This is a genomic window from Bacillus sp. T3 (genome assembly GCF_033449965.1).
GTDB lineage: Bacteria > Bacillota > Bacilli > Bacillales > Cytobacillaceae > Bacillus_BU.
Map to the genome: position 1 here is coordinate 4,511,782 of NZ_CP137761.1, position 22,565 is coordinate 4,534,346.

The 22,565-nt window shown below is 33.2% G+C and carries 16 protein-coding genes and 1 pseudogene; 3 read left to right on the forward strand and 14 right to left on the reverse strand.

Translation table 11 applies throughout. From position 1 onward, the window contains the following. Nucleotides 1–37 precede the first annotated feature (37 nt). The 12 genes from RGF10_RS23100 to RGF10_RS23155 all read right to left on the reverse strand — a co-directional run bounded on the left by RGF10_RS23100 (nucleotide 38) and on the right by RGF10_RS23155 (nucleotide 17,010). Nucleotides 38–2,104 (reverse strand): UvrD-helicase domain-containing protein, encoded by a 2,067-nt coding sequence (locus RGF10_RS23100; protein WP_318506084.1) that lies wholly within the window; start codon nucleotides 2,102–2,104, stop codon nucleotides 38–40. Between the two features lie 2 nt (nucleotides 2,105–2,106). Then, nucleotides 2,107–4,167: an ATP-dependent nuclease gene (locus RGF10_RS23105; RefSeq protein WP_318506086.1), complete on the reverse strand. Its 2,061-nt coding sequence runs from the start codon at nucleotides 4,165–4,167 to the stop codon at nucleotides 2,107–2,109. Between the two features lie 202 nt (nucleotides 4,168–4,369). After that, on the reverse strand, nucleotides 4,370–5,131 hold the full coding sequence (locus tag RGF10_RS23110) for a Cthe_2314 family HEPN domain-containing protein (RefSeq protein WP_318506088.1): 762 nt from the start codon (nucleotides 5,129–5,131) through the stop codon (nucleotides 4,370–4,372). 170 nt (nucleotides 5,132–5,301) lie between these two features. Beyond that, the gene (locus tag RGF10_RS23115) at nucleotides 5,302–8,640 is read right to left on the reverse strand and encodes a DEAD/DEAH box helicase family protein (RefSeq protein ID WP_318506090.1); all 3,339 of its coding nucleotides are present in this window, start codon (nucleotides 8,638–8,640) and stop codon (nucleotides 5,302–5,304) included. A 17-nt stretch (nucleotides 8,641–8,657) separates the two neighbouring features. Beyond that, nucleotides 8,658–9,887, reverse strand: a complete 1,230-nt coding sequence (locus tag RGF10_RS23120) for a restriction endonuclease subunit S (protein ID WP_318506092.1) — start codon at nucleotides 9,885–9,887, stop codon at nucleotides 8,658–8,660. Next, a complete protein-coding gene (locus RGF10_RS23125; RefSeq protein WP_318506093.1) occupies nucleotides 9,884–11,341 on the reverse strand; it encodes a type I restriction-modification system subunit M in 1,458 nt (485 codons plus the stop codon). The genes RGF10_RS23120 and RGF10_RS23125 overlap by 4 nt, the downstream gene beginning before the upstream one ends. 346 nt (nucleotides 11,342–11,687) lie before the next feature. Continuing rightward, nucleotides 11,688–12,842: a tyrosine-type recombinase/integrase gene (locus tag RGF10_RS23130; protein WP_318506095.1), complete on the reverse strand. Its 1,155-nt coding sequence runs from the start codon at nucleotides 12,840–12,842 to the stop codon at nucleotides 11,688–11,690. 383 nt (nucleotides 12,843–13,225) lie between these two features. After that, the gene (locus RGF10_RS23135) at nucleotides 13,226–13,996 is read right to left on the reverse strand and encodes a tyrosine-type recombinase/integrase (protein ID WP_318506096.1); all 771 of its coding nucleotides are present in this window, start codon (nucleotides 13,994–13,996) and stop codon (nucleotides 13,226–13,228) included. Nucleotides 13,997–14,142: 146 nt separating this feature from the next. Next, a complete protein-coding gene (locus tag RGF10_RS23140; protein WP_318506099.1) occupies nucleotides 14,143–15,324 on the reverse strand; it encodes a tyrosine-type recombinase/integrase in 1,182 nt (393 codons plus the stop codon). 1 nt (nucleotide 15,325) lies between these two features. Then, nucleotides 15,326–15,982: a tyrosine-type recombinase/integrase gene (locus RGF10_RS23145; RefSeq protein WP_318506100.1), complete on the reverse strand. Its 657-nt coding sequence runs from the start codon at nucleotides 15,980–15,982 to the stop codon at nucleotides 15,326–15,328. Nucleotides 15,983–16,193: 211 nt separating this feature from the next. After that, on the reverse strand, nucleotides 16,194–16,667 hold the full coding sequence (locus RGF10_RS23150) for a hypothetical protein (RefSeq protein WP_318506102.1): 474 nt from the start codon (nucleotides 16,665–16,667) through the stop codon (nucleotides 16,194–16,196). Nucleotides 16,668–16,698: 31 nt separating this feature from the next. Further along, on the reverse strand, nucleotides 16,699–17,010 hold the full coding sequence (locus RGF10_RS23155; RefSeq protein ID WP_318506104.1) for a hypothetical protein: 312 nt from the start codon (nucleotides 17,008–17,010) through the stop codon (nucleotides 16,699–16,701). 583 nt (nucleotides 17,011–17,593) lie between these two features. Here RGF10_RS23155 and RGF10_RS23160 point away from each other — a divergent pair. Further along, nucleotides 17,594–17,830: a helix-turn-helix domain-containing protein gene (locus tag RGF10_RS23160; protein ID WP_318506106.1), complete on the forward strand. Its 237-nt coding sequence runs from the start codon at nucleotides 17,594–17,596 to the stop codon at nucleotides 17,828–17,830. A gap of 55 nt (nucleotides 17,831–17,885) precedes the next feature. Next, nucleotides 17,886–19,133 (forward strand): site-specific integrase, encoded by a 1,248-nt coding sequence (locus RGF10_RS23165; RefSeq protein ID WP_318506108.1) that lies wholly within the window; start codon nucleotides 17,886–17,888, stop codon nucleotides 19,131–19,133. A 59-nt stretch (nucleotides 19,134–19,192) separates the two neighbouring features. Here RGF10_RS23165 and RGF10_RS24015 read toward each other — a convergent pair. Next, nucleotides 19,193–19,938, reverse strand: a pseudogene (locus tag RGF10_RS24015) (restriction endonuclease). 141 nt (nucleotides 19,939–20,079) lie between these two features. Between RGF10_RS24015 and RGF10_RS23180 the strand changes: the two are divergent. Further along, nucleotides 20,080–21,120, forward strand: a complete 1,041-nt coding sequence (locus RGF10_RS23180; RefSeq protein ID WP_318506112.1) for a site-2 protease family protein — start codon at nucleotides 20,080–20,082, stop codon at nucleotides 21,118–21,120. 230 nt (nucleotides 21,121–21,350) lie between these two features. On the opposite strand, the gene RGF10_RS23185 is transcribed toward RGF10_RS23180, so the two are convergent. Next, complete coding sequence (locus tag RGF10_RS23185) at nucleotides 21,351–22,103, reverse strand: hypothetical protein (RefSeq protein WP_318506115.1); 753 nt, start codon at nucleotides 22,101–22,103, stop codon at nucleotides 21,351–21,353. Between the last annotated feature and the right edge of the window lie 462 nt (nucleotides 22,104–22,565).

The following is a 22,565-nucleotide window of genomic DNA, read 5'->3' on the forward strand; positions in this document are numbered from 1 at the left end:
AGAAATTACAATCTTCAAGGGAACTATTTAATCAGGATTAAGAAACTAATACTGGTTCATTTACGTAAACAATTTCCCACCCGTTTTTATACATCTCATCTATATCGCTTTGCGTTAATCCTTCAGAATTCATTGCAAGACACAAGAGATGTGTAGGTCTACTCATTCCAACATACGCAACTTTTAGTGTCTCTTGTCCAGTTTTCTGGTTAGCTATTTTGTTATCATATTGTCCCTTTATAAAAGGGAGTATTTTCCTAAGATCATGGATTCTATTATAATAAGTTTCTAAGTAAAGAGTCGCCTTATGGGTTTCGCCTTTTACACCATGTACAGTATCAACCTTTACTTCTATTTCAGGATGATTGGGTGATATATATGTGTTCGATACCTTTGAATCCAACTTAATTGGTTGAATAGAGTTATCTTCAAAAAATTCTTTTGATGCTTTTGTTGTATTTATTCTTGGCCATATGAATTTTAAATTACATATTAAATAATTCTTAATTTCCGCATAAACTTTAGCGTTATATTGTTCTTGTTCATGATGGATTTTATATATCCATTCACCCATTTGCTTCTTTAACTGAAAATACTCTTTACTATAGTAATCTTTTAAATAAATCATAAATGAATTTTTAGTAAAATACCTTCCTACTTGCGCTTCTCTATCATTTTTTATTCCTTCTAAATATAGGAAGCGAAGAATAGCATTTATTATGGAATCATAATAAATCCTAACCCCATTTTCGTCTAATTCTTCTCTTGACCTCTTTTTAATATACGAGACCAAATTATTAAAGTAAGTTAATTTATTATTAGTTGCACCCCTATTATACCTTGGATAATAAGAGGCTAGACACGGTTTATTGATAATATCCCCTGTATCGTTTCCCCGCCATCCAATTGCCTTAAAATCATTTATTTTGTTGTTTCCCTCTTGAGTTTGTAGATTATACTCCTTGATTAACTCAACAAACTTTTCCAATACACTTGTAATATCTTGATTGTTAAATAAAATGATATGAGGTTTTAATGATTGTACTTCATTACTACCCATTATTTGATGATTTTGATCTACACTAATTGTCGTTAAAACTTTAGAAATACTTAATCCAAATCTTTGAGTTTGAGAGATTTCTAAACATGAACTCCCATTTGGGTTCCAAATTAAACTTTGATTAGAATTTCCACTTTCAAAGATTGCTTGATTTGGATCCCCAAATTTTTGAATAATTACTTGATTATCAAACAGGTTTTGAATTACAAAGTTTTGGTGGGGGTATGTATCTTGTGATTCATCAATAAACACATATTTAAACCTATTAGAAAACAATCCTCTTAATTGATCCCCAAATTTATTAATATATATTTCGGCTAAATAATAGGCATCGTCATAGCATAAGATTCCATCTTTCAATAGCTTTAGTTTTAGTGACTCAATCCACTTATAGATATCCATCTTTTCTTTAGCAGAAAAGTCTCCATGTTTTGGAATACTTTTTGAGGGGCGCTTTATAATTATCTCATTTCCATTTATTCCGTCAGTTATAATATTATTATCATTAATTTTACGTAGCCTAATATTTTTTAAAAGCTCACCTCTACTTTTCAAATAGTATCTAGAATTTGTTTGAGTTTCAGCATCGAAGCCTTTTAAACCATATATTAATTGCTTATTTAGCTGCTCTTCATAATATTTTTGATTGATAATGATAGATTTAGTTTTTCTTCTTAAAGCGTAATATGGAATAGCTAAATATTTGTCTACAAAAGATTGAAAAGTCCCAAAAAAGTTAGGATAAGAAAATAGAATATCAGCTTTTGAGCCTAATCTATATTTAATCTCATCAATTGCAACATTTGTATGAGTAAGGACGCAAATGCCCCTTCTATCTTTAAAAGGCATTTTCTGTGCTAAGATAAATAGCTTAGCAAGTAATACAGTGGTTTTACCGCTACCGGGAACAGCCTTAACATCACTAGTATTCATTGATTTAATTATTTCCCGCCTTGGATCATCAAAAAAGGACCCTTTTGGTAAAAAGATTTCTTCAGCTCTAATAATTTCTTTATCAGTTATAGAGGGTTCGAACATATACATTTTTATTTCCCTCCTTTCGTTACAAATTCTACAGCTTGGGCCAAATACTTAATGTTTGCGTCATTTTCTAACTCTGATCCACTAACTTTTTCTTTAACTAGCATCTGCGCTAAGTATTGAGCAGTTATTGCTTTAGAGATATATCCATCTAACAAATATTTATAAATATCATAAGCTATTTTTTCATCCGAATATTTGTAAAGTCCCCAATGTTTTTTAATATCATTTACCTCTTCATCAATTATATCCTTAAATATTTTCTCGTTTGCTACCACTCCTTTATTTACCTCTATTTTTGCAGCCAAGACCGCTTGTAATATGTAATCTTTCAAATTACTTAAAGCGAAATCATATTCCAAAGTCCAATTTGATGAAACAAACACTTTTACATTGTCTTTTGATAGTTCCTTATCCTTTTGTTGACGTTTTTTTATCTTTAATAAATCAATAAAATTAGTATCCAATTTTAGCTTGGAAAACCTTTCATGTTTATCTTTAAAGCCATTCGGTAATCTCCCTTTGGTGTTAACACTTCTTATTGCATCTAAAAAGCTAGTATTGCTTTCAAAAACTACATTCTTAATTTTGTGGAATTCTATATCTTGACTTAATTCTTTAAGTTGATCAATATTTGAATCAGTAATGCAGAAAATATCCGAAGAAAGGTTTTTATTAATATAGTATTCCATTGGTCGTACATCCAAATCTGTAATTATCGCAACTGGAATATTCATTTTCTTTCCGTCTTTTCTCATAAAAATTTTAGCATACCTTAAAAATGCTGTACTACCAACATTTACAATAGATATTCCATATTTATGTAAAGGCTTACCCAATATCATTGCGATTGTAGGAACTAAAAGATTCTCAGCGTCTCCTTCAACTAATATTACTCCCCTTGCAAAGAATAGATTTGCTTTCGTTGCATCTAAAAATCTTTCTAAGAAACTATAATCATCCTCAGCAAGTTGTGTATATTCGGGACCCATTGGATAGACTTGGTTATCTCTACAGATGATTAAGTTTTTTAGATTAATAGAAGATGCTAATGTAGTACTATGAGTTGTTAAAATAAATTGACCTTTCTTTTGGACATTTTGCAGAAAATCAATTAATCTTAGCTGTGCTTGTGGATGTAGATGTGCCTCTATTTCTTCAATTAATGCTAATTTCATGCCATCTATTGAATTATCTTGAAGCAGTAATAACTCTGTAGCAATAAATAATAGATTTAAAGTACCTAACCCAGAAGTATTATCATCAATTATTAAGCTTAATTTTCTTAGAACATCTGCAAGTTCTACATCAGATATGCTAAAAACAGCTTTGGATTGTTTGCCTTCTGGAAAAAACTCATTTAAAAATTGATTTAAGGCATCACTTATTTTACTACCTGTCGAAGTAATAACTTGTTGTTTATCTGAATCTTCTATAGTGATTGTTTCTTTTGAGAAATAATCATTGATTTGTTGATTTGCTTTTTTAATAAAATACACTAATGGGTGATTATCCTCTTTTATTTGGAATAATTCATGACTTTTAAGAATTTGCGCAAGCCTTGAACGATATCCAGGTGTCAATTCATGTTCAGCATCCCTTAACGGTTTCAAATATGTTGTCCTTAATAATTCCCTTGCTGCACCATCAAGTTGAATATCAGCTCCTTCTACTCCTGCTCTAATATCCAAAACGATCCCATTTTTAACAATTTTAGCTTTTAGTCTAATGTGCAATTCATAGTCATCATCTTTATTAAAATTAAGCCACTCAATAAAATTACCCGCCTCCGTGGGAGACAAGTCTGTAAAAGTACATTCAATTTTTAACTCATTAGTTCTCTTGCCACCTAAAGGCTTATAAAAATCTTTTTCAGTCATCCGTTGATAGTCATTACTTTGAGTTCCTAGTATGTATTTAATTGCATCAATTATTGCCGTCTTTCCCGAATCATTTTCTCCAACTAACAAATTAAGACCATTATTAAACGGAACTATTAATCCGGGTTCTTCATTAATAGTCCCATATTTTCTAAAATTCCATATTCTAAGTTCACTTAAATACAAAATTATCACCCTCAATTTGGAACATCCGGCTCAGTTCCATCCTTTTTATTAGAATTCTTCTAATTCGCTATAAAGGAGTCAAGACTACCTCTTACCATAAATCATGAGGAGAACTCTGAAAGGAAGTAGACTGGCCACTCTTTTGAATACTTAATGAAAGGCCTGTCACTACCCTTATCTTAGACAGAATCAACAGTATATATTAGTCATTAATATTTGTACTCTTGGCAGAATCCTCTACAACTGTTTCCTCTATTTTTTCTAATATTTCATTAATATATTCGGAAACAACCTTATAATCTTCAATAATTCTCTTTAATAAAAATGTAGGGTGCTGTTTAAAATTTATATCGAAATCGCTCATTGTTGCTATATTAGGAGAATTACGGTGTGTCATTTTATTTCGGCAATTATTTACAAACTGATGATTTCCTTTCCACTGACCATCAATATCTGTTTCATTCTCTTGAGTTAGGTAGCTATTTATTTCATTAGCTTTATCTTGATAGTTATTACTATGAGATGAACGAGGATTAAATATCTGTTTATAATAAACCTTATCCTGATTTATATTAATGTTATAATACATTCGATATAGTTGTCCCAACATATCCCATAAACTTGAAGTCCTAAACAAGGCATTTTCAATGTAATAATATGCCAGAGCCTCTTCTTCTGAACCGATATTTAAAATGCTAAAATTATTTTGTACATTTGAAGAATAGGCATAATTTATTGCCTTTTGAAATGACAATTTTATTTTATTATCTAAATCTCGTAGAGTATCATAAATTGTTTTATATTGCATTAATTCACTCAAAACTGTTGAATTATTTTGACCAGATACAATGCCGAAAAGGAATTTTTCATTTCCCACCATTAGCTTAAAACGATTTTTATTATATGAAACATTATTAATTATATCTATTAAGTACTTTACTTCCCTATTTTTATTTTCCACCATTTCAGCTTCCTTCCATATTTGATCAGAAAAGCATCAATCCTAAGCTCTTTAAGCTCATTACATATTCACATAATCAATATCCAATAGCATCCTATATCCTGCTTTCGCTCAAAGAAAAGGCATCTTGACGCTTTCAAGATGCCCACATTATTTTGAAGAAAAATATAAATCTATGCCCCTGTAATTAGTTCAGCATTTTTATTGATCTCATCGATAACTCCAATAATTCGCTTGGCATCGTCCATGTTATCCTTAAACAGTTCAACAATACTTCCAACCGACTTAAACGGATCTTGTTGTAAGACTTTCTTATCCATTACTCCGTTCTTCACGACATAATCCACAATTAGTTTTACAAACCTACTTTGATAAATATTAAGTTTCTCGTTGGATAGAAACTCCGAAAATGCTTCATTTGCTGCTTGTGGATCTAATCCTACAATCTGTCGTACAAGCTTTGTAACTGGAGTATCACCAAAGTCCTTTTTGTAATCTTCTTTAGTTCCTAATTCATTCCAAAGGATTGTTTCCAAGGTCCTTAAATCTTGTTCAGTCAGTTGCTTATTATTTCTAAGTTTATGGATTGCTAGTTGGTCACGGTGTTCTTGTAGGTAGTGATGTACCTTCTTCTTATAATTCTGTAGGTCATTCGAATGGAAAATTGGGCCGTTTTCTTTTACTTCCAGTACTTCATCTTTGAAGTTTGTGAAGTAAATTTTTTGCTTTTCTTTTTCAATGAACTTGATAAGGTCACGTAGTGCTTCGCGGACAGTCTCTAGTTCAAAGATGTCAGCACTTTCCCAGAACTCTTCAGTCATAACTTTATCAATTACAGGCTTTTGTGCAACTACTTGTGGTATTGTTCCTAATTTAGATAATGCTTCTGCTGTCGTAACAACGCCGCGTATAGGTTTAGTAGCATTTTTTGTTTGTAATTTAGCTAGTTCAATCGTATACATTACTAAATCAAACCGTTTTGCAAATTCGTCATCATTAAATGGCACGATGATTGGTGAAACATGCTCTTTAATTTCATTTACATTCATTACAGATAATGAATTCCAATTTGCCTTATTTTTATATTTATGCACATGTTGTATATGTTGACGAACACGGAAGTTTTCATCATCCAACGCATTTAAATCTGCAAACACATCATTAATTAGCTCATTACGATGTGTAATATAATCCTCTGCTTGATATTCCATACCCTGAAGTTCTTTAATAATTTCAACCTTCGAATTAAATAACTTTTCCGTTAGACTTTCAGTAGCTTTTCCTTCCATTCCTTTTGGGTTTTCTCTAAAGAATTCAAAGTTCCCGCAATAATCAAAAATTAAGAAATGTGTTTTATCCTGTCCTATACCAAACAAATCCGGACACAATCTAGTTCCACGACCAATCATTTGCCAAAACTTTGACTTAGATCGTACTTTTTTGAAAAAGACTAGATTCACAGCTTCTGGTATATCAATACCTGTATCTAACATATCAACAGATACAGCAATTTGTGGCATCTTCTCTTTTGTAGAAAAGTCTTCGATTAATGTTTGGTAGTAGTTAATGCTATAATCGATTACCTTTGCAAATTCACCACCATACTCAGGGAAAAGGATATCAAATCGCTCAACTATTTTAAGTGCATGTTGATGATTTTTGGCGAAAATAATCGTTTTACCGAGCTTATCTCCACCCTCTACGTGTATACCTTTTTCCATTAAATTCTTGAGAACGGTATCAATTGTGTCTGCATTAAATAACCATTCATTTAATGCGCCACTATCTATATCTTCTCCGACTTCATCATCAAATGTCTCTTCGTATATTTCTTTTTCTTCATCTGATAAATCGTCATACCGAATACCTTCTTCCAGGAACTTCATTTTTGTTTCAATTGTCTTGTAATCAACAAGATATCCGTCTTCTACAGCCTTCTCCAACTCATAAGCATAAGTTGGTGCACCACTCTCTAAGTTAAATACTTCATAAGTATTTTTATCAATTTCGTCTTTTGGTGTAGCAGTAAGTCCCAGCAGAATACCATCGAAATAGTTGAAAATCGAGCGATATTTTTTGTATATACTACGGTGCGATTCATCAATAATAATTAAATCAAAGTGACCAATCGTGAATAGTTTTTTTCCATCTTTCCGTTTCGTATCATCGATTGCATTCATCATCGTCGGATAAGTGGAAAAGACCATCCGACTTTCTTCAGGATTATCTTTGTTATCCAACAGATTACATAACGATAAGCTTGGTAGAAGGTTATTAAAATTTTTCTTTGCTTGCAGTAGAAGAGTTTTTCGATCCGCTAGAAACAAAATATTCTTAATCCAATTATGACGAGAAAGAACATCAACAATCGAGATAGCAACCCTTGTTTTCCCACTACCAGTTGCCATAACTAATAACATCTTCCGTTGGTTATTTTCTAGAGCATCACATACTGCTAGAATAGAATCTTTTTGATAATAGCGGTTCGTAATATCGTCGTTTATTTCGATATTTTCAAATTTACGTTTCATCGTGAGACGGTCGATAACTAGTTTTAGATCCGCTTTGTTATAAAATCCAGATACTTTTCTTGGTGGGTAGGGTTGATGCCAAATATAAGTTTCAAAACCGTTTGTATAAAAAATAACAGGACGTTGACCATGCATTTGTTCAATACCGTCTGCATATAGTTTCGCTTGTTGTTTACCAGCATTAGGGTCTTTTGATGTACGTTTTGCTTCGATAACAGCAAGAGGCTTTCCATTATCCCCGAAGAGTACATAGTCAACAAAACCAACGCCCTGATTATTAGGCATTCCAGTCACTTCATACTCTCTAACAACATCTTTACCAAATTCCCATCCAGCCAGTTTTAAATCAAGGTCAATATACTTCTGTCTCGTATCAAATTCGTTTAATTCATCAACTTGGAAATCATATTGGTCTGTATTTGATTCACGTTTCGCTGTATTTGCTTTACGCAGTTCTTCGTTTTCCTTCATCATTTCTTCTAAACGGCGGTCTTTTGAACTTAATTGTTCGTATAAATCTTGTAATTCTTTCGGTCGAACTCGTTTTTCTTCACCATGTTGCAGCAATGACTCGTCAAATTCTTTTGCAGTATATTCATCCGAATAACAGTAATCAATCCAAGCTACAAACTGATGGAGGTTATGTAAAGAAAGAATCGCTTCATCGCGACTTATATTTGAATTAGAATGGACGGAAATATTCCCCAGCTTGACAATATACTTTAACAAAGGGAGTAAGTCTTCATCAATTACAGCGAGAAAACTAGGATCATGAATTAAACTTGATAAGTTATCTTGATATGGAACTTTTAATTCACCATCAGAACTGTAAAGCCATTTTACAGCAAGCTCTAGAGCGCGACGTGCCAAAATCGCACACGTCGCTGGACTCACAATAAGAGCCTTTTCTGCTTCTAAGCAGGCATTGGTAAAAGTTTTATATTGAGTTTTTTCTTTAAGAAATCCAAAATTTGTCGTCAAGATTATCCCTCCTTTATTTAGGAATTCGGAAGTTTTTCTTGGGTGAATAATTCTCCTTTGAAGGAACGTTGCATGAGTGTATTAAAAGTTTCTTCTAATAATTTTAGACTTATTTCCATTTTTTGTTTTTCACTTTCTATTTGTATTACTATTTCAGCAAATTGGTTTTGTATTTCAAATGGCGGCAAATAAACTTTAGCATTTTTAAAATTACTAATTGGCATCTGGGGCTGAGCCGTACCAGAAATCAATGGTTTATATACTAACGGATTTCGAAAATAATGAGTAAAATATATTGGATTTATTTTCCTCTTTCCTCTTAAAATAACCATACCCGAATTAATTCGAACGTTATTGTATGGTATGTTTTCATCGTAGAATGCTACGTTACCTACCGTTCCCCTTGTAGTAATAACTAAATCATTTCTTTGGAGTTTACCTTTTCTAAGAGCTTCATCTTTGTCTTTTGATATAAACGCCTTTTTATTAAACGAGAATCCCTTTTTAGTCACATTACCTGTATTTAAAAATAAACAATACCCCTCCTCAAAAAAATCACTTTGTTTTGGATAATTTTTACCTCGATCACCGTCTATTATTTCATAAAGGTCGTTCAATTTAACAACATCCCATTTTTTAGGATTTTTAACTACATCTCCAAACATCTCAAAAAACACACTTTGCGTTAATTGGTCTAGTGTTCCAATTTGAGCTTTTCTTTTTTCGATAAGTTTTTGGACCTTAGATAAAACTAATACTATATTATTTTGTTCATTAATTGGTAATATAGGCACTCTAAGCTCCCCAAGAATCGTAGCATTAACTCCAGCCTGTGCAGCACCTTTTTTACTTTTCTCTACTTGCGCCCAATACATAGGTGTTTGAAAATAGAAATATAAATAACTTGAGGTTACTAAATTCTGAATAGGTCTTACTCTGATTAAGTATGAGGCAAATATTGCAGGGAATGGAACATCCTCTATAAGGTAACTTTTCCCTGTTGTCGCCCCAGTTCTAGCAAATACAATATCATTATTTTTTAAGAAGAATTTCCCAACTTCTTCCTTGCTACTTACCCCTTCTGCATAAGGAACCTTTCCCCAATTTACTAAATTATCTTGAATATCTGTAATCCTTAATAATCTATATGGTTCTGAACTATCATGACTAGCAGAAGTAGTATAACCATATTGAATACTTTCTGTAACCTCTTTCAATTTCTTAAATGAGGGTTTGGCTGTATTCATCCAATCAACCCCTTTAGCTCCTTAATCCCACGGATTATTTCTTCCTCTAAATTTTGTATATTTGAAAGTAGTACACTTGCACTTTCATATTCCACTTCTTTATATTCGGTTTCTTTATACTTATTAATCGACAAGTCATAGTCATTTTCACGTAACTCATTAACTGTTACAAAGAAGGATTGTTCGGTACGTTTTCTTTCTTTTTCAGCTTGTAAATCATTGAACCTGGCAATGATATCAGGAATATCATTTTGTTCAATGGGACTGCGTTTATCATCAAGAGAATAGCCCTCTGCTTTCATATCGTAGAACCATACATTATCTGTACCACCAGCTCCTGTTTTTGTGAAAATCATGATTGCTGCAGATACTCCAGCATAAGGTTTAAATACACCGCTTGGCATGGAAATAATCGCTTCTAGTTTGTGAGTTTCAATTATCTCTTTTCGGATTTGTTTATGTGCTTTTGAGCTTCCAAATAAAACACCATCTGGAACAATCACAGCTGCACGTCCACCAGCTTTTAAAATACGAATGAAGAGTGCTAGGAAAAGTAATTCTGTTTTCTTTGTTTTTGTTAATTTTAATAACTCGTTTGAAACCCCTTCTTCATCAAGTGAACCTTTAAATGGAGGATTCGCAAGGACAAGTGTGTATTGATCTTTATCTTTATTCACTTCTGCAAGGGAATCACGGTAATCGATATTTGGATTGTCAATCCCATGAAGCATCATGTTCATTGCACCAATACGTAACATCGTTCTGTCCATGTCATTTCCATAAAACATCGTATTGTTAAAATGTTCCTTTAAGCCTTGCACTAAGAACAAATCACTATGGTTTTTACGTAAATACTCAGCAGCAGATACAAGGAAACCTGCTGATCCCATTGCCGGATCAATAATAACATCTTCCGGGGTTGGTTTCATTAGTTCCACCATCAAATCGATAATATGGCGTGGAGTACGGAACTGTCCATTTGTACCTGATGTTGCTACTTTTGATAGCAGGTACTCATATAAGTCACCTTTTGTATCTCTATCTTTCATCGGGATGTTATCAATACCATCAACAATCTTAGAAAGCATATTGGCAGTAGGAATCATGAACATTGCATCATTCATATATTTGGAGTATGCTGAATCCTCTTTGCCATGTAAATTCTTAATAAATGGAAATACTTCTTTGGATACAACTTCATACATTTCCTCAGCAGAACCAAGTTGTTTAAAACGACTCCAGCGTAAATGCTGCTTATCTTTTGGAAATAAGCCTTGATGTTCCATTCCAAGAAACTCAGCTTCCTGCTCCTTTGTTGTTTCTGTTTCATCTAGTCCTTTTATAAATAATAGATATGTAAATTGTTCTATCACTGTTAATGGGTTCGTAATTCCGCCTGTCCAAAACGTTTCCCATATTTTATCTACTTTATTTTTAATTTCACCTGTAATCAATTAATATTCCTCCTTAAAAACAATAACTCTTAATTCAATTATATAGATATTTACAACCTTAATGAAATGATATTATTAACAACCTATTTCCATTTTCCTATTAATCAAAACAACGCCTACAATTTCTTTTTGATTACCCTTTTAGCATTATTTTTTTATCAGGACAGGTCAATATTAAATCTACGTAGCTTCCCTTGACAACTTATCAGTTAATAGCCGATTATTTTATACCTCAAATTCAGCAACCGGAATACTACTACAAAGAATAAATCTAACGATTGCAAATAAGGAGACGCATTGCGTCTCCTATTGTTAAGGATTAAACACCAATAATCTTGATCACAGCCTAATCGTTATCTTTCTCATTATTTCCAAAGGGATGAATTATGATTTTAGGGTCCAGATATTGAGGTCCTAAAAAGTTAATAATCGTTTCAATACTCTTATAACCCAATTGATACATTACTACAACAGGTGAAACACCGGCTTTAATAAGCAAGGCAGCATGTGTTTTCCTTAAATCATGAAAGGAAATTCTACGAATATTCGCTTTACCAACTAACCGATTAAATCTAGCACGAACGGTTGATGGCTTTTGGATTCCACCATCTTTATTTGGAAAAACAAGGTCAAGTTCACTGTGATATCTATCACCAAGTTCCTCCTTCCTCAACTTTTGTTCATCTTTGTGTTTTTGCAGCAAAGGTAATAAATACTCCGCCATATTTACCTTTCGATACCCACTTCTCATTTTGACAATGTTGTGGTTGCCATAACCACCGGAATCAACAATTTTATCAACATTTGTCGTTTGTTGTTCAAAATCAATATCTCTCCAAGTAAGTGCCAATATTTCTGGTAGTCTTAGTCCAGTAGATAGTGCAAATTCATACATCTTTCCTTCACCTTCTTCGTTTGCTATTTCTAGCAACCCTTTTATCTCTGAATCACTTAAAATAATTGGATTACGATACGGAGCCTTTATTTTCTTCATAGAACTCATAGGGTGTTTATCAAGATACCCTTTTTTAACAGCTGAACGAAACAAGGTGGTTAAAAAGTTCTGAATACCCTTGATTGTGCCTTCTGAATAACCTTCCCGCATTTTCTCAGTATATAGTCCAATTATTTCTTTCTCAGTGATTTCATGAAGGTGCATATCTCCAAAGTACGGAGCAATATGCCTATCTAATAATACTTGTCTTACTTTAAAAGTCTGTGCTGTAACCACTTGAGAATGCTCATTATAAAACCACTCTTTGGCAAATTGCTTGAAAGAAATTTGAGTAGATTCTTCCTCATCCTTTTGATCCATTGTCATTTGATTTCGTACATCTTCTTTAACACTTCCTAGTTCTTCAAGAAATACATCAGCTTCTTGACGAGAGTTAAACATTTTTTGCTTAATTTGGAGCCTACCAGTTCGAGGGTCTTTTCTCTCATCAAAGATCACTGCATATCTTTCTTGCTTTCCAGTTTTGATTATTACTTTTTTAGTCATTACCCTAACCTCCGAATTCAAGTATGTAGGTGAGCTACCAGTCATTACCCATACTTGCTTGTTTTTTTGTATTACCTATCTTTTAGGTCTAGTACCGTTTAACTTGTAAACTTGTGATTAATTCTAACTCCTTAAAAATTTATTTATTTTACATGAATCACTCCTTTCAAATCTTATGCAAGCGCAATTTAGCAAATAAAAAAGGGCAGACGGATAGTGAAATCACTAATCCATCGCCCTGGTTCTTCCAGCCGCAATGCATTTACATAAGGCTACATATTGAATTATTTTAATTATATTAAAGGTTTTACTACCATTTCAATTACAAGCGATAAAAGTTTTTATATCCATTATAGTACCATTAACCCTCGGCGATGATTTAACTAATCCAGATACCCATTTAATTCAACATGAATGGGTAAGTAACCGAGCGTTGTTTTTAATTTCTTATGTCGAAGTTGTCTTTGAATCGACTTATAATCGTTTCCCTCTTTATACAATAGATAGGCCATTGTTGCTCTTAGATCATGGTTGGTTACTTTTCGTGTTATTTTTGCCTTCTTTCTAAGTTTATCCAACAATTTATTAAGATCCGCCGGAGTAAAAGGCTTGTTTTTCATAAAAAACAACTCCTTATCTTTTTCCTTTGTCCAAGCTTTAAAATAGGGATGATTCATATACTCCCTAAGCTTCTTTTGGAGGGCATCTGTCATTCGAACCGTACCAATTTTGGTTTTACGCCCATTATCAATGACAATGACTTTGTGTTCGAAATCTACTTGCGAAACAGTAAGCATACATAATTCCTTTGCTCTTAATCCACAAGTGGTTTGCAACAAAAGGATCAAATAGTATTGTTGAAAAAATGGATCCAAATCGTAAGCTGCCTTTAGCAGTTTTAAACACTCTTCATCACTTAACGCTCTGTTTCGAAACGATTCGTAGTAGAATGGATTTTTAAAATGTCTCAGTGGATTATATTCCATCAAGTCATAATCCACCAATAAGTCCATAAAGCTTTTTACGACGGTAAAACCAAGTTTCGCTTGTGATTTGGTTTTATTATCGTGAAGATACTCAATAAATCCATCCATAAAATCGAGGTCAATCGGGGCATACTTATCATGAATCTTGCTGTAATAAAACTTGTCCAAGTCAAGCTCCCCCTCCCATCCCACTAATCCTAAATAGTCGTCAAAAACTTTCAAAAGGCTAATATACATTTGAACCGATTTGGGCTTTAAGGTATTTAGTTCCGTCCACTTCTGAAAGTAAATAGACGAAAAGAGAATTCCTTCCACTAGACATCAACTCCCAAGTGTTTTAATTGATCAGTTTCAAGCTGTGCAAATGGATGTTTATCTATTGCTTTTTGGTACTGCTCATCAAATAAATTTAAATAAACTTCTGTAGATCCAATAGATTTGTGTCCCAATAGTTCCTTAACAATATAAATATTCATCCCGCTTTCTAGGGCATAGATCGCAAACGAGTGACGGAACGAATGGGTCGAATAGTTTACTTTCACCTCTTCTCCACGATCACTGTCCCATACTTTATCTTGAATCACTTTGTCCTCAATAGCCGTATCAATCAACCCCCTTACCATTTTTTGAATGGCCCGATTGGACAGGGCGTTTTTTCCATTGTCATCCGAAAAAACGTAACGGCGATTGTAGTCCGTCTCACATAACACATTCTTTAAGTGTGGGTAAGTAAAATTGATATAGTATTTCATTACCTTGATGGCCCCTTTTGTCATGAACCGTTTCACTTTTGCTCGTTCTTTCCGTCCTTTCGCTTTGACTTTTATCCAACCTTTTTCAAGATTCACATCACCAATTTGAAAATGTAACTCATCCACTCGAATCCCTGTTCCCACGAGCGTCCAAAGAATCGTATAGTTTCGAAGGGCACACCGTGTTAAGCGGGACAAATTAAGTAAATAATCAATTTGTTCTGCCGTAAAGGCTCGTGGGGGCTGTGGGTCTGGGTCATCCAGGTGAAGTGCCCTTTTATTTAATTGATTGATTTTTTTCTCGCTTAGGAGATCCCTTGCTACTGAATCAATAAAGGTCCTTAAAAAAGCCGCCTTTTTTCTTCGAGTTGACTCCGCTATATCTGGCTGTTGTATATAATCCTCTAACTTTTCAGAGGTTAATACCTCTTTTAACAAGACATCCGTTGATATATCCTCATCGATATTTACCCTAAAATACTTACAAAAACTTCTCGTTTCACTTTTATAGGATGACTGTGAGGAAGGGGAAACACTTTGGTAGGTTGAAAATTCATCCTCTAAAAAGTGCTGTGCTGCCTCCAACAATGTTATCTCTTTATTTTTAGGGTTCTTTTTTTCCGTTAAAAGAAGCCCTATGGAGCCAAGTTCTTTTTCCACCAGAACCTGCCCGTATTTTTTCAAAAGCGTTTGAACTTCATCCTGGATGGTGAATTGAGGATGGTCCTCTTTTTCTAGTGCCACATTAATTCACCTCCCACGGAAACGAAATCTGCTTTACTTTATCTCCAACTTCCCCTTCCATTCGATGGATATAGAGGGAAGTCGTGGCTAGGTTGTCGTGTCGAGCCAAACGTTTAAGCACTTTAGGCGTTACGTCTTTCTCAGTTAAACGCGTGATATAAACGTGGCGCAACTGGTGGGGACCACTCGCCTCTTTCCAGTCTGCAATCAAGGTGAATATTCGGTACTTTAAAGACAATATGGCTCTTAGTTGTTGATTCTTCATTCCAAACACTAACCCATTTCCTTGTTTTTCCACTTCTTGCAAGAGATCCATAAGCGGTGAAGGAAGCGGTAAGGAGTGTCCCTTTCCTCCCTTTGCTGTAAACTTTACGTCCTTAAGGCTCCAATTGATGTTTTCCCATTGTAATTTTGCCAGTTCACATGAGCGAAATCCAAGATAGAGCATAAACCCGAATGCGAGTTTATCTAGTAGTGGCGTGTCGGAATATTGTTCGATCGCGGTAAAGAATTTTTCTATTTCCGTATCCGTTGGCATATAACGAGATTGATAATCATCCCCCTCGATATTCCGTATGCCTCTTGTAATATCGTTTTTAATAAACCTCATATGATAGAGGGTTCTAAAGAAGGTTTTGATATTTTTAAAATGTTTCATAGAACCATTTTCTGCAACCGGCCGCTTTGGACCCCCTTGATGAGATAGTTTTTATATGTCTTTAAATGTTCTTGTGTAAACAAGGTAAAGGGAACTTTGTCGATTGGATAAGAACTAAAGTCATTTAAAACATTGCAGGACCATCGTAAATAACGATGCAGTTCATATCGAAACTTATCTAACCAGGTCTGGTTTCGTTCCCTGCCGCTTTTTATAAGTAAGAAAGGATTGTACGTTCAGGTGGTAGTACCACCTCTTTTCGTTCTTTGGGTGTATACGTTAAAGACGATTCTATAAAGGGATTCATTTGTTTGTAAAACAAAGCAAAGTTTTGGTAATAAAACTGGCTCGTGATTACCTCCTCATATAATTCCTGATTTAAAAAGTCTTCTCGTACAAGATCGAATGGTTTTTTTCGTGTTGCCTTACTGACTAATGACTCGAATTCGGTAAATCGTAAAATGAGCAGGAACACTAATTTATAATTGAGCGGTTTCGTCCGCTTTACTAAAAACTGTTGAATCGGTTTGGCCTCTAGTTTACTGATCATATTGTCAATGAACCACTGCTTTAACCCTTCCTCTCCTAAAGGAATCACGTTCTCTTGATGAGAGGTTTTAAATAAGCTTTCCATAATGGAGATCAACTCTTCCTTTGTAAATTTATCTCCATTATGAGCTAGCATATTTGATTTTATACCCAGTTCCTGCGAACTTTTATTCAGATAACTTCCTGGACCATGCACTTTTGTTCTCTATTCCAGTTCCAAAAATATACCTACTAAACAGCTCTTCAACACTGCTAATTCCATCAAATTCAGTAATTGTCTCTATTTCTTCTTGGCTTGATTGCACCTCTTCTTTATCAAAACCATTCAATTCAAGAATTTCATTTTGAGAAGAGCCATTAACTTTTTCAGAACAAATCAAATCTTTTTGTGAAAACAGTTCATCTATGCTGTTCATTTGATCAAATTCTTCGGAATGAGAATCAAATAAGGATAACTGAATAGAATCTTGATTTTGCATAAGAAATCCCCTTTCTTGATTTTTTTCAATTAAAAACGAAAATCATTTTTTCTGCTTGTATAGAACAAAAAAAGCACCGCCCTTATATCTATAGAAGACACACGTAATGTGTATTTCTACAGATATAGAGACAGTGCTTCTGCTCTAGATCTATTAAAAAGAAAAAATAGATTTATTCGATTTTTAAGCGATTTAATTTTTCAAACTTAAGTAATTAATTGCTAATAACTTAACAATACAACAACACATATTTTTTTGTCAAACACGAAAGGAACTAATACGTTAGACTTGTTGTTAAAAAATGAGGTTAACTAAAATTCTTATCTTTTCTAGTTTTTTACGATCGTGTATTTGTGCTTGACAATTCAACATAAATCAATATATATTTTGTAACATAATCAAAATTTAATAAAAAATACAATCATAGTTGGGTAAACCCCACAGATTGGACAGGAAGGACCTGCCAATCCAAGACTAAAAGATTATTTGTAAAAAACTTATAATCTTTATTCTATGGATGCAGTCTGTCTTCTTTCCATATCTGTGGGGTTTTTCTTTTTTAATTTAACTGGAGGTAACGATTATGAAAAATTCAAAAAAACACACTACTTGGGAATCACTCCCTGACTTTTTGACAGCACAACAGATTTCCGAGTTCCTAGGAATCTCGAGAAGAAGGGTTTATGAGCTATTTCAACTTCATGTGAATCATGGTGGAATTCCTGTTTTGCAAATTGGAACATCCAAAAGAGTGGAAAAAAATGACTTGAAACAATGGGTTATAGAGTCAAAGAAGAAGAACCAACACATGATTAACTAATAACGCAAATCTTGAGATCTATAGATAAAAGTAAACAATTTTGGAGGGTTTTAACATGAAAGGTCATTATAAGAAGAGAGGTTGCACTTGTCCTATTGATAACTGTACCTGTGGAAAGACTTGGAGTTTCGTGATTGATGTCGGGCGTAATCCTAAAAACGGAAGAAGGAAACAGGCAACAGGGGCAGGTTTTAAAACTAGAGAAGAAGCTGAGCTAGCTGCTGCATCTCTACTTAACGAAATAAACCAAGGTTCTTATATTAAAGAATCGAATATTTTATTTAAGGATTTTGCTCAAAAATGGCTCTTAACATACAGTGAAAGAACTGGGTGCAAACCTAGCACAATTCGTCTTAGACAATATAGTATTAATAAGCTTTTGCCTTACTTTTCTCCTCTCAAACTGAAAATGATCTCTGATGAATTGTATCAAGCAGTTTTAGATGATTTAAAGGAACAAGGACTCTCTCAAAGTACCTTGGAAGGTATCCATGTGACATGTAAGATGATTTTCAAAATGGCCCTAAGTAAAAGAATGCTAAAATTTAATCCAATCGAATTCGCATATATTCCACGAGATAAAAAAGTTATTATAGAATCCGAAGAAGATGAAGAAACAGTTGAAGAGGAACTTCCAAAATACTTTGAAAAAGAGGAACTCGCACAATTCCTAGAAATCGTCTATGAAAAAGGGCTTTATATGGATGAACCTATCTTTATTACGTTAGCTTATACAGGGATGCGTGTAGGTGAGTTGGTGGTACTGAAGTGGAAAGATATTGATTTTGATCGACGCACAATTAGTATTACTAAAACGTACAACAACGAAAAAAACAACACGAAAAACTATATGTTAGTTACTCCTAAAACAATTTCATCAAAACGTAAAATTGTTGTAGATGAATCTGTGATTGAAGTACTTCGAAAACACAAATTACAACAAGAGAAATTAATTAAACAATTTAGCAAATCATATCATGACAAAGGTTATATTTTCGCAAACTTTAACCGTCATCCCGGCTATCCAATTCTAACAAAACTTGTTAGAACTAGAATGACCAGGCTATTAAAATTTTTAGAATTTCAGTCAAAAAAATATAATCCACACTCTCTTCGTCACACACATACTTCCCTACTTGCCGAAGCTGAAGTGGATATTGAAGAGATTATGGAACGATTAGGCCATAGTGATGAAAAAACAACAAGAAAAATATATCTTCATGTGACAAATGTAATGAAAAGAGAAGCTTCTGAAAAATTCGGAAAATTAATGCGAGGGGTTATTAAGAAACCAAGAGAGTAAAATGTAATTTTTGCTCTCTTTCTTTTCTCATACATAATGATTGTTTAATACTTCATAATTTATAGTAAACCTTCTTCAGTCTTGGTATTAAAATTTCGATCATCATTGCTAACACCAGTAAAACTATTTGAGATTGCCATTTGTAAAAGACTCAATAAACTATTACCATTTATTAATTCAATATGTTTATCATTTGAATATTCAATAGCGGTTTTGGTGAATTCACCAGTGGTGACAAAGAAACCTTTTTTCGCTTTCATATCAATGATTGCACTATGGAATTTTTGAATTTCAGGGCGAGTAACTTTTTGTGAATTGTATCTCTTACATTCAACAAGTAGTGTGTCAGATCCTTTTTTCAATATGATGTCCTTTCCCCATCACCGGTTTTAGAAGTGAGAATTGCTTTATATCCCATCAATCCGTATAACTCTTTTACAAATTTTTCAAATTCAAAAGGATCCATCTTTTTTATTTCATCCAGCTGATTTTGCGCTTTTATTTTTTCAATTTGCTTCAATCGATTAAGTTCTTCCATTTTTTCGACATGAACTTTTTCCCGTTCTAACTCTTGCTTTTCTCTTACCCTTGATAAGTGATATAAGAAAAATAAAAAAGCGCAAAAAAGAATTGTATACCCCCACTCCACGGTATTTAATCCACCAAAAAAGGATAGAAACCTCATAATTGCCTGATTTAACGATACTATTAATCCAACCAAAATTACCGAAAGAGCAGCTACGAAAATTAATATTCCTTCAATTCTAAATCCCCTTTTTATCCTATAGCCTCTTTTTCTTCCCATTTAATAACCGCCACCTAACTATAAAACTTATACCTTATAAGGATGCCCTAAATAACGCTTATACTAACAAATTTTTCCTAATAGTTCATAAGCACCTTAGCTTGGACATATATTTAATATTGTTAAATTGGAGGTGATTAAATGTACTTTATGATGGTTGCTGTGGTTTCACTAGCTTCAATCGGGATAACAATTTATTCTGGAATATTAATGACAAAAATAGTAATAGGAAAAAGTAACAAAGACAATGACGTAGAAAAATTAATAATACTTGCTCTTTATGGGATGGTTTTAGGAGCTTTAGCAAGTTACCTCATTAACTCTCCACCCATATCATTCGTGGAATTCATGCTTATTTTAAAACTAATATTCACGCTTTTTTTAGTCGTCACTCTCCATGAAATGGGGCACTACCTTGCTGCGCGATTATTTAATGTTTCAGTTTCTACCTTTTCTGTTGGAGTCGGTCCTACGTTATTAAGATTTAAATTTTCAGATACGAATTTTCAGTTTAATGCTATCCCAATAATGGGGTATGTTAAACCTGATTCATCGAATGAACAAAACCTTTCTCTTTTTAAAAGCTGTGTGTTTTATTTGGCTGGAATATTTATTAATATTGTCTGTTTTTTTATTGGTCTAACAGTCTTCTTTATTCAACAAGGTCAATCTGTCTATGATTCCTTTGTTATTGTATATAGTAAGTTTGTTTATCTAATTCCGAAGTTTTACTCAGTCATTGCCAGTCTCAAATTTTCAGATATTATCACCCCTGAGCATGATTTAGAAAATAGTATCGGATTATATATCTCAATGGCAAATATTTCTCAAGAATTTTGGTTGGGTTTTGCCTTATTGAGTATAATATTAGCTTGTTTAAATATGATTCCTATTCCAGTATTAGATGGTGGTCGTGTTGTATTAGCTATACTTGGATCCCTGTTCTCTCTTATTGGAATACCTAAAAAATTCATTAACGCAAGTTTCACTTGGTTATTTATCCTTGGAGTAATAATTTTGTATAGCCCTATGATTATTAACAACCTTTGGGCTTCTAGTATCGAAGTTGGGATGACATTTCCTGAATATATGTTATGGATGGGTATCATTCTAACTGCTATTATTAATATTCAAATCTACTTAGAAAATAGAAGGAATAATAACACAACCCCTGTTGAATAAACAGGGGTTGAACCTTTCAGATCACACCTGGAGAGTTTGAGAGTTCAATAAGTTCTTTGCAGTTTACTGAAAAGTATGTACATTAAATTAAAGCGCCCTTACATACAAAAAAACGCAAATCCATCCTATGGAAATGCGCCCTTACATACAAAAAACGCAGATCCATGCTATGGAAATGCGCCCGATAGTTCAATAAAAAAGCTAATCCCACGAAAGAATTTTTATTAAATTCAATATCCTATAACATCAGTATTAACTTCATTGATAACATCATTGGATATTGTGTTTATAGGTAACAAATAGACTTTATTTAAACGAGGATTAAATATTCCTAAATTCTCAATTTGTTTGAATTCGGAATGAATTGAATGTATCCCCATTAAATAGTATACGAGTAACTGTAGTGTATGCTTGTTAGTTGGCGCTGATTTTAAAACTTTAAAATCCCATAATGTATTTTCTGTTAAAAAATCGCCATCACCAGTATTTATAGTTGATGTATAGCCCCCTTCAAAATTAAAACCATTCTTTACAATAGGTCCATAGAGTTTGAAAAAATTCAATCCTCTATTCACCATAATTCTTATATTCGAAATAGTTTCTTTATCAGGTTTAATAAATTCTACTGGCTTATACCACGCTACTCCTACTCGGAAAGCTACATCAAACCCCACCATTTTACATGCACTTTCAATTGAAATATCATCTAACCCCTGTATTTTGAGTAATAGATCATTCGCTAATTTAGTCTCTTTAGCATTAATTGCTCCCCTCATTGAAATTCCAAATGCTTTTTTAATTGGTTCTCCATTTAAAAATCTTGTTAAATAATCTACTGCTATTCCTACCAAACTACTTTGAATATTTTCATTTTCGTTTAAAATAACAGAATCTAATAAATCTGTAACAACAAAATCTTTTGGTTTTATATAGCCTCCTCTCGGTTGTTTAACTGTAGGAATTCTCTTAGTAACTGATACCATAAAAATACCCTCTTTTGTTTTTATTTACTATCCTGCCTGTTGGTTTAAGTATGTTTTTCCATAATCTTCATACTAATATTAACATAAATATCCAGTATTTTTTGAATGTTTTATTCTATTAAATGGCCCTCTGTGTGGAAGATCAGGATATTACCATAATTTGATTGCTATATTTTAACTATAATACGGTCACCGTAACGCATCTAAATGAGTTTTTTTCATAAGAGTAAATTCTTTTTAGGGGAAAGGCAAAATTATAAAATAATCGGGCGCTTTAATGTAACAAGATCAGACTTTTAATACATCAGAATAAACGGTAATGAACTGGACCTCAATTTTTGTTACTATCTGATAATTGTAGGTGCAGTTTTTGCTATTAATAAATTACTTGATTATTTTTTGCAGGGAGAGTCACTCACAATTAATTTATAATTGTTTTATTAATTATTCCAAAAAAGTAAA

What these genes read in the sequence shown, in the direction of transcription:
- RGF10_RS23100 (WP_318506084.1), bottom strand. Translation starts at nt 2,104, where the DNA reads ATGTATATGTTCGAACCCTCTATAACTGATAAAGAAATTATTAGAGCT.
- RGF10_RS23110 (WP_318506088.1), bottom strand. Translation starts at nt 5,131, where the DNA reads ATGGTGGAAAATAAAAATAGGGAAGTAAAGTACTTAATAGATATAATT.
- RGF10_RS23120 (WP_318506092.1), bottom strand. Translation starts at nt 9,887, where the DNA reads ATGAATACAGCCAAACCCTCATTTAAGAAATTGAAAGAGGTTACAGAA.
- RGF10_RS23130 (WP_318506095.1), bottom strand. Translation starts at nt 12,842, where the DNA reads ATGACTAAAAAAGTAATAATCAAAACTGGAAAGCAAGAAAGATATGCA.
- RGF10_RS23145 (WP_318506100.1), bottom strand. Translation starts at nt 15,982, where the DNA reads ATGAAACATTTTAAAAATATCAAAACCTTCTTTAGAACCCTCTATCAT.
- RGF10_RS23150 (WP_318506102.1), bottom strand. Translation starts at nt 16,667, where the DNA reads ATGCTAGCTCATAATGGAGATAAATTTACAAAGGAAGAGTTGATCTCC.
- RGF10_RS23155 (WP_318506104.1), bottom strand. Translation starts at nt 17,010, where the DNA reads ATGCAAAATCAAGATTCTATTCAGTTATCCTTATTTGATTCTCATTCC.
- RGF10_RS23160 (WP_318506106.1), top strand. Translation starts at nt 17,594, where the DNA reads ATGAAAAATTCAAAAAAACACACTACTTGGGAATCACTCCCTGACTTT.
- RGF10_RS23165 (WP_318506108.1), top strand. Translation starts at nt 17,886, where the DNA reads ATGAAAGGTCATTATAAGAAGAGAGGTTGCACTTGTCCTATTGATAAC.
- RGF10_RS23180 (WP_318506112.1), top strand. Translation starts at nt 20,080, where the DNA reads ATGTACTTTATGATGGTTGCTGTGGTTTCACTAGCTTCAATCGGGATA.
- RGF10_RS23185 (WP_318506115.1), bottom strand. Translation starts at nt 22,103, where the DNA reads ATGGTATCAGTTACTAAGAGAATTCCTACAGTTAAACAACCGAGAGGA.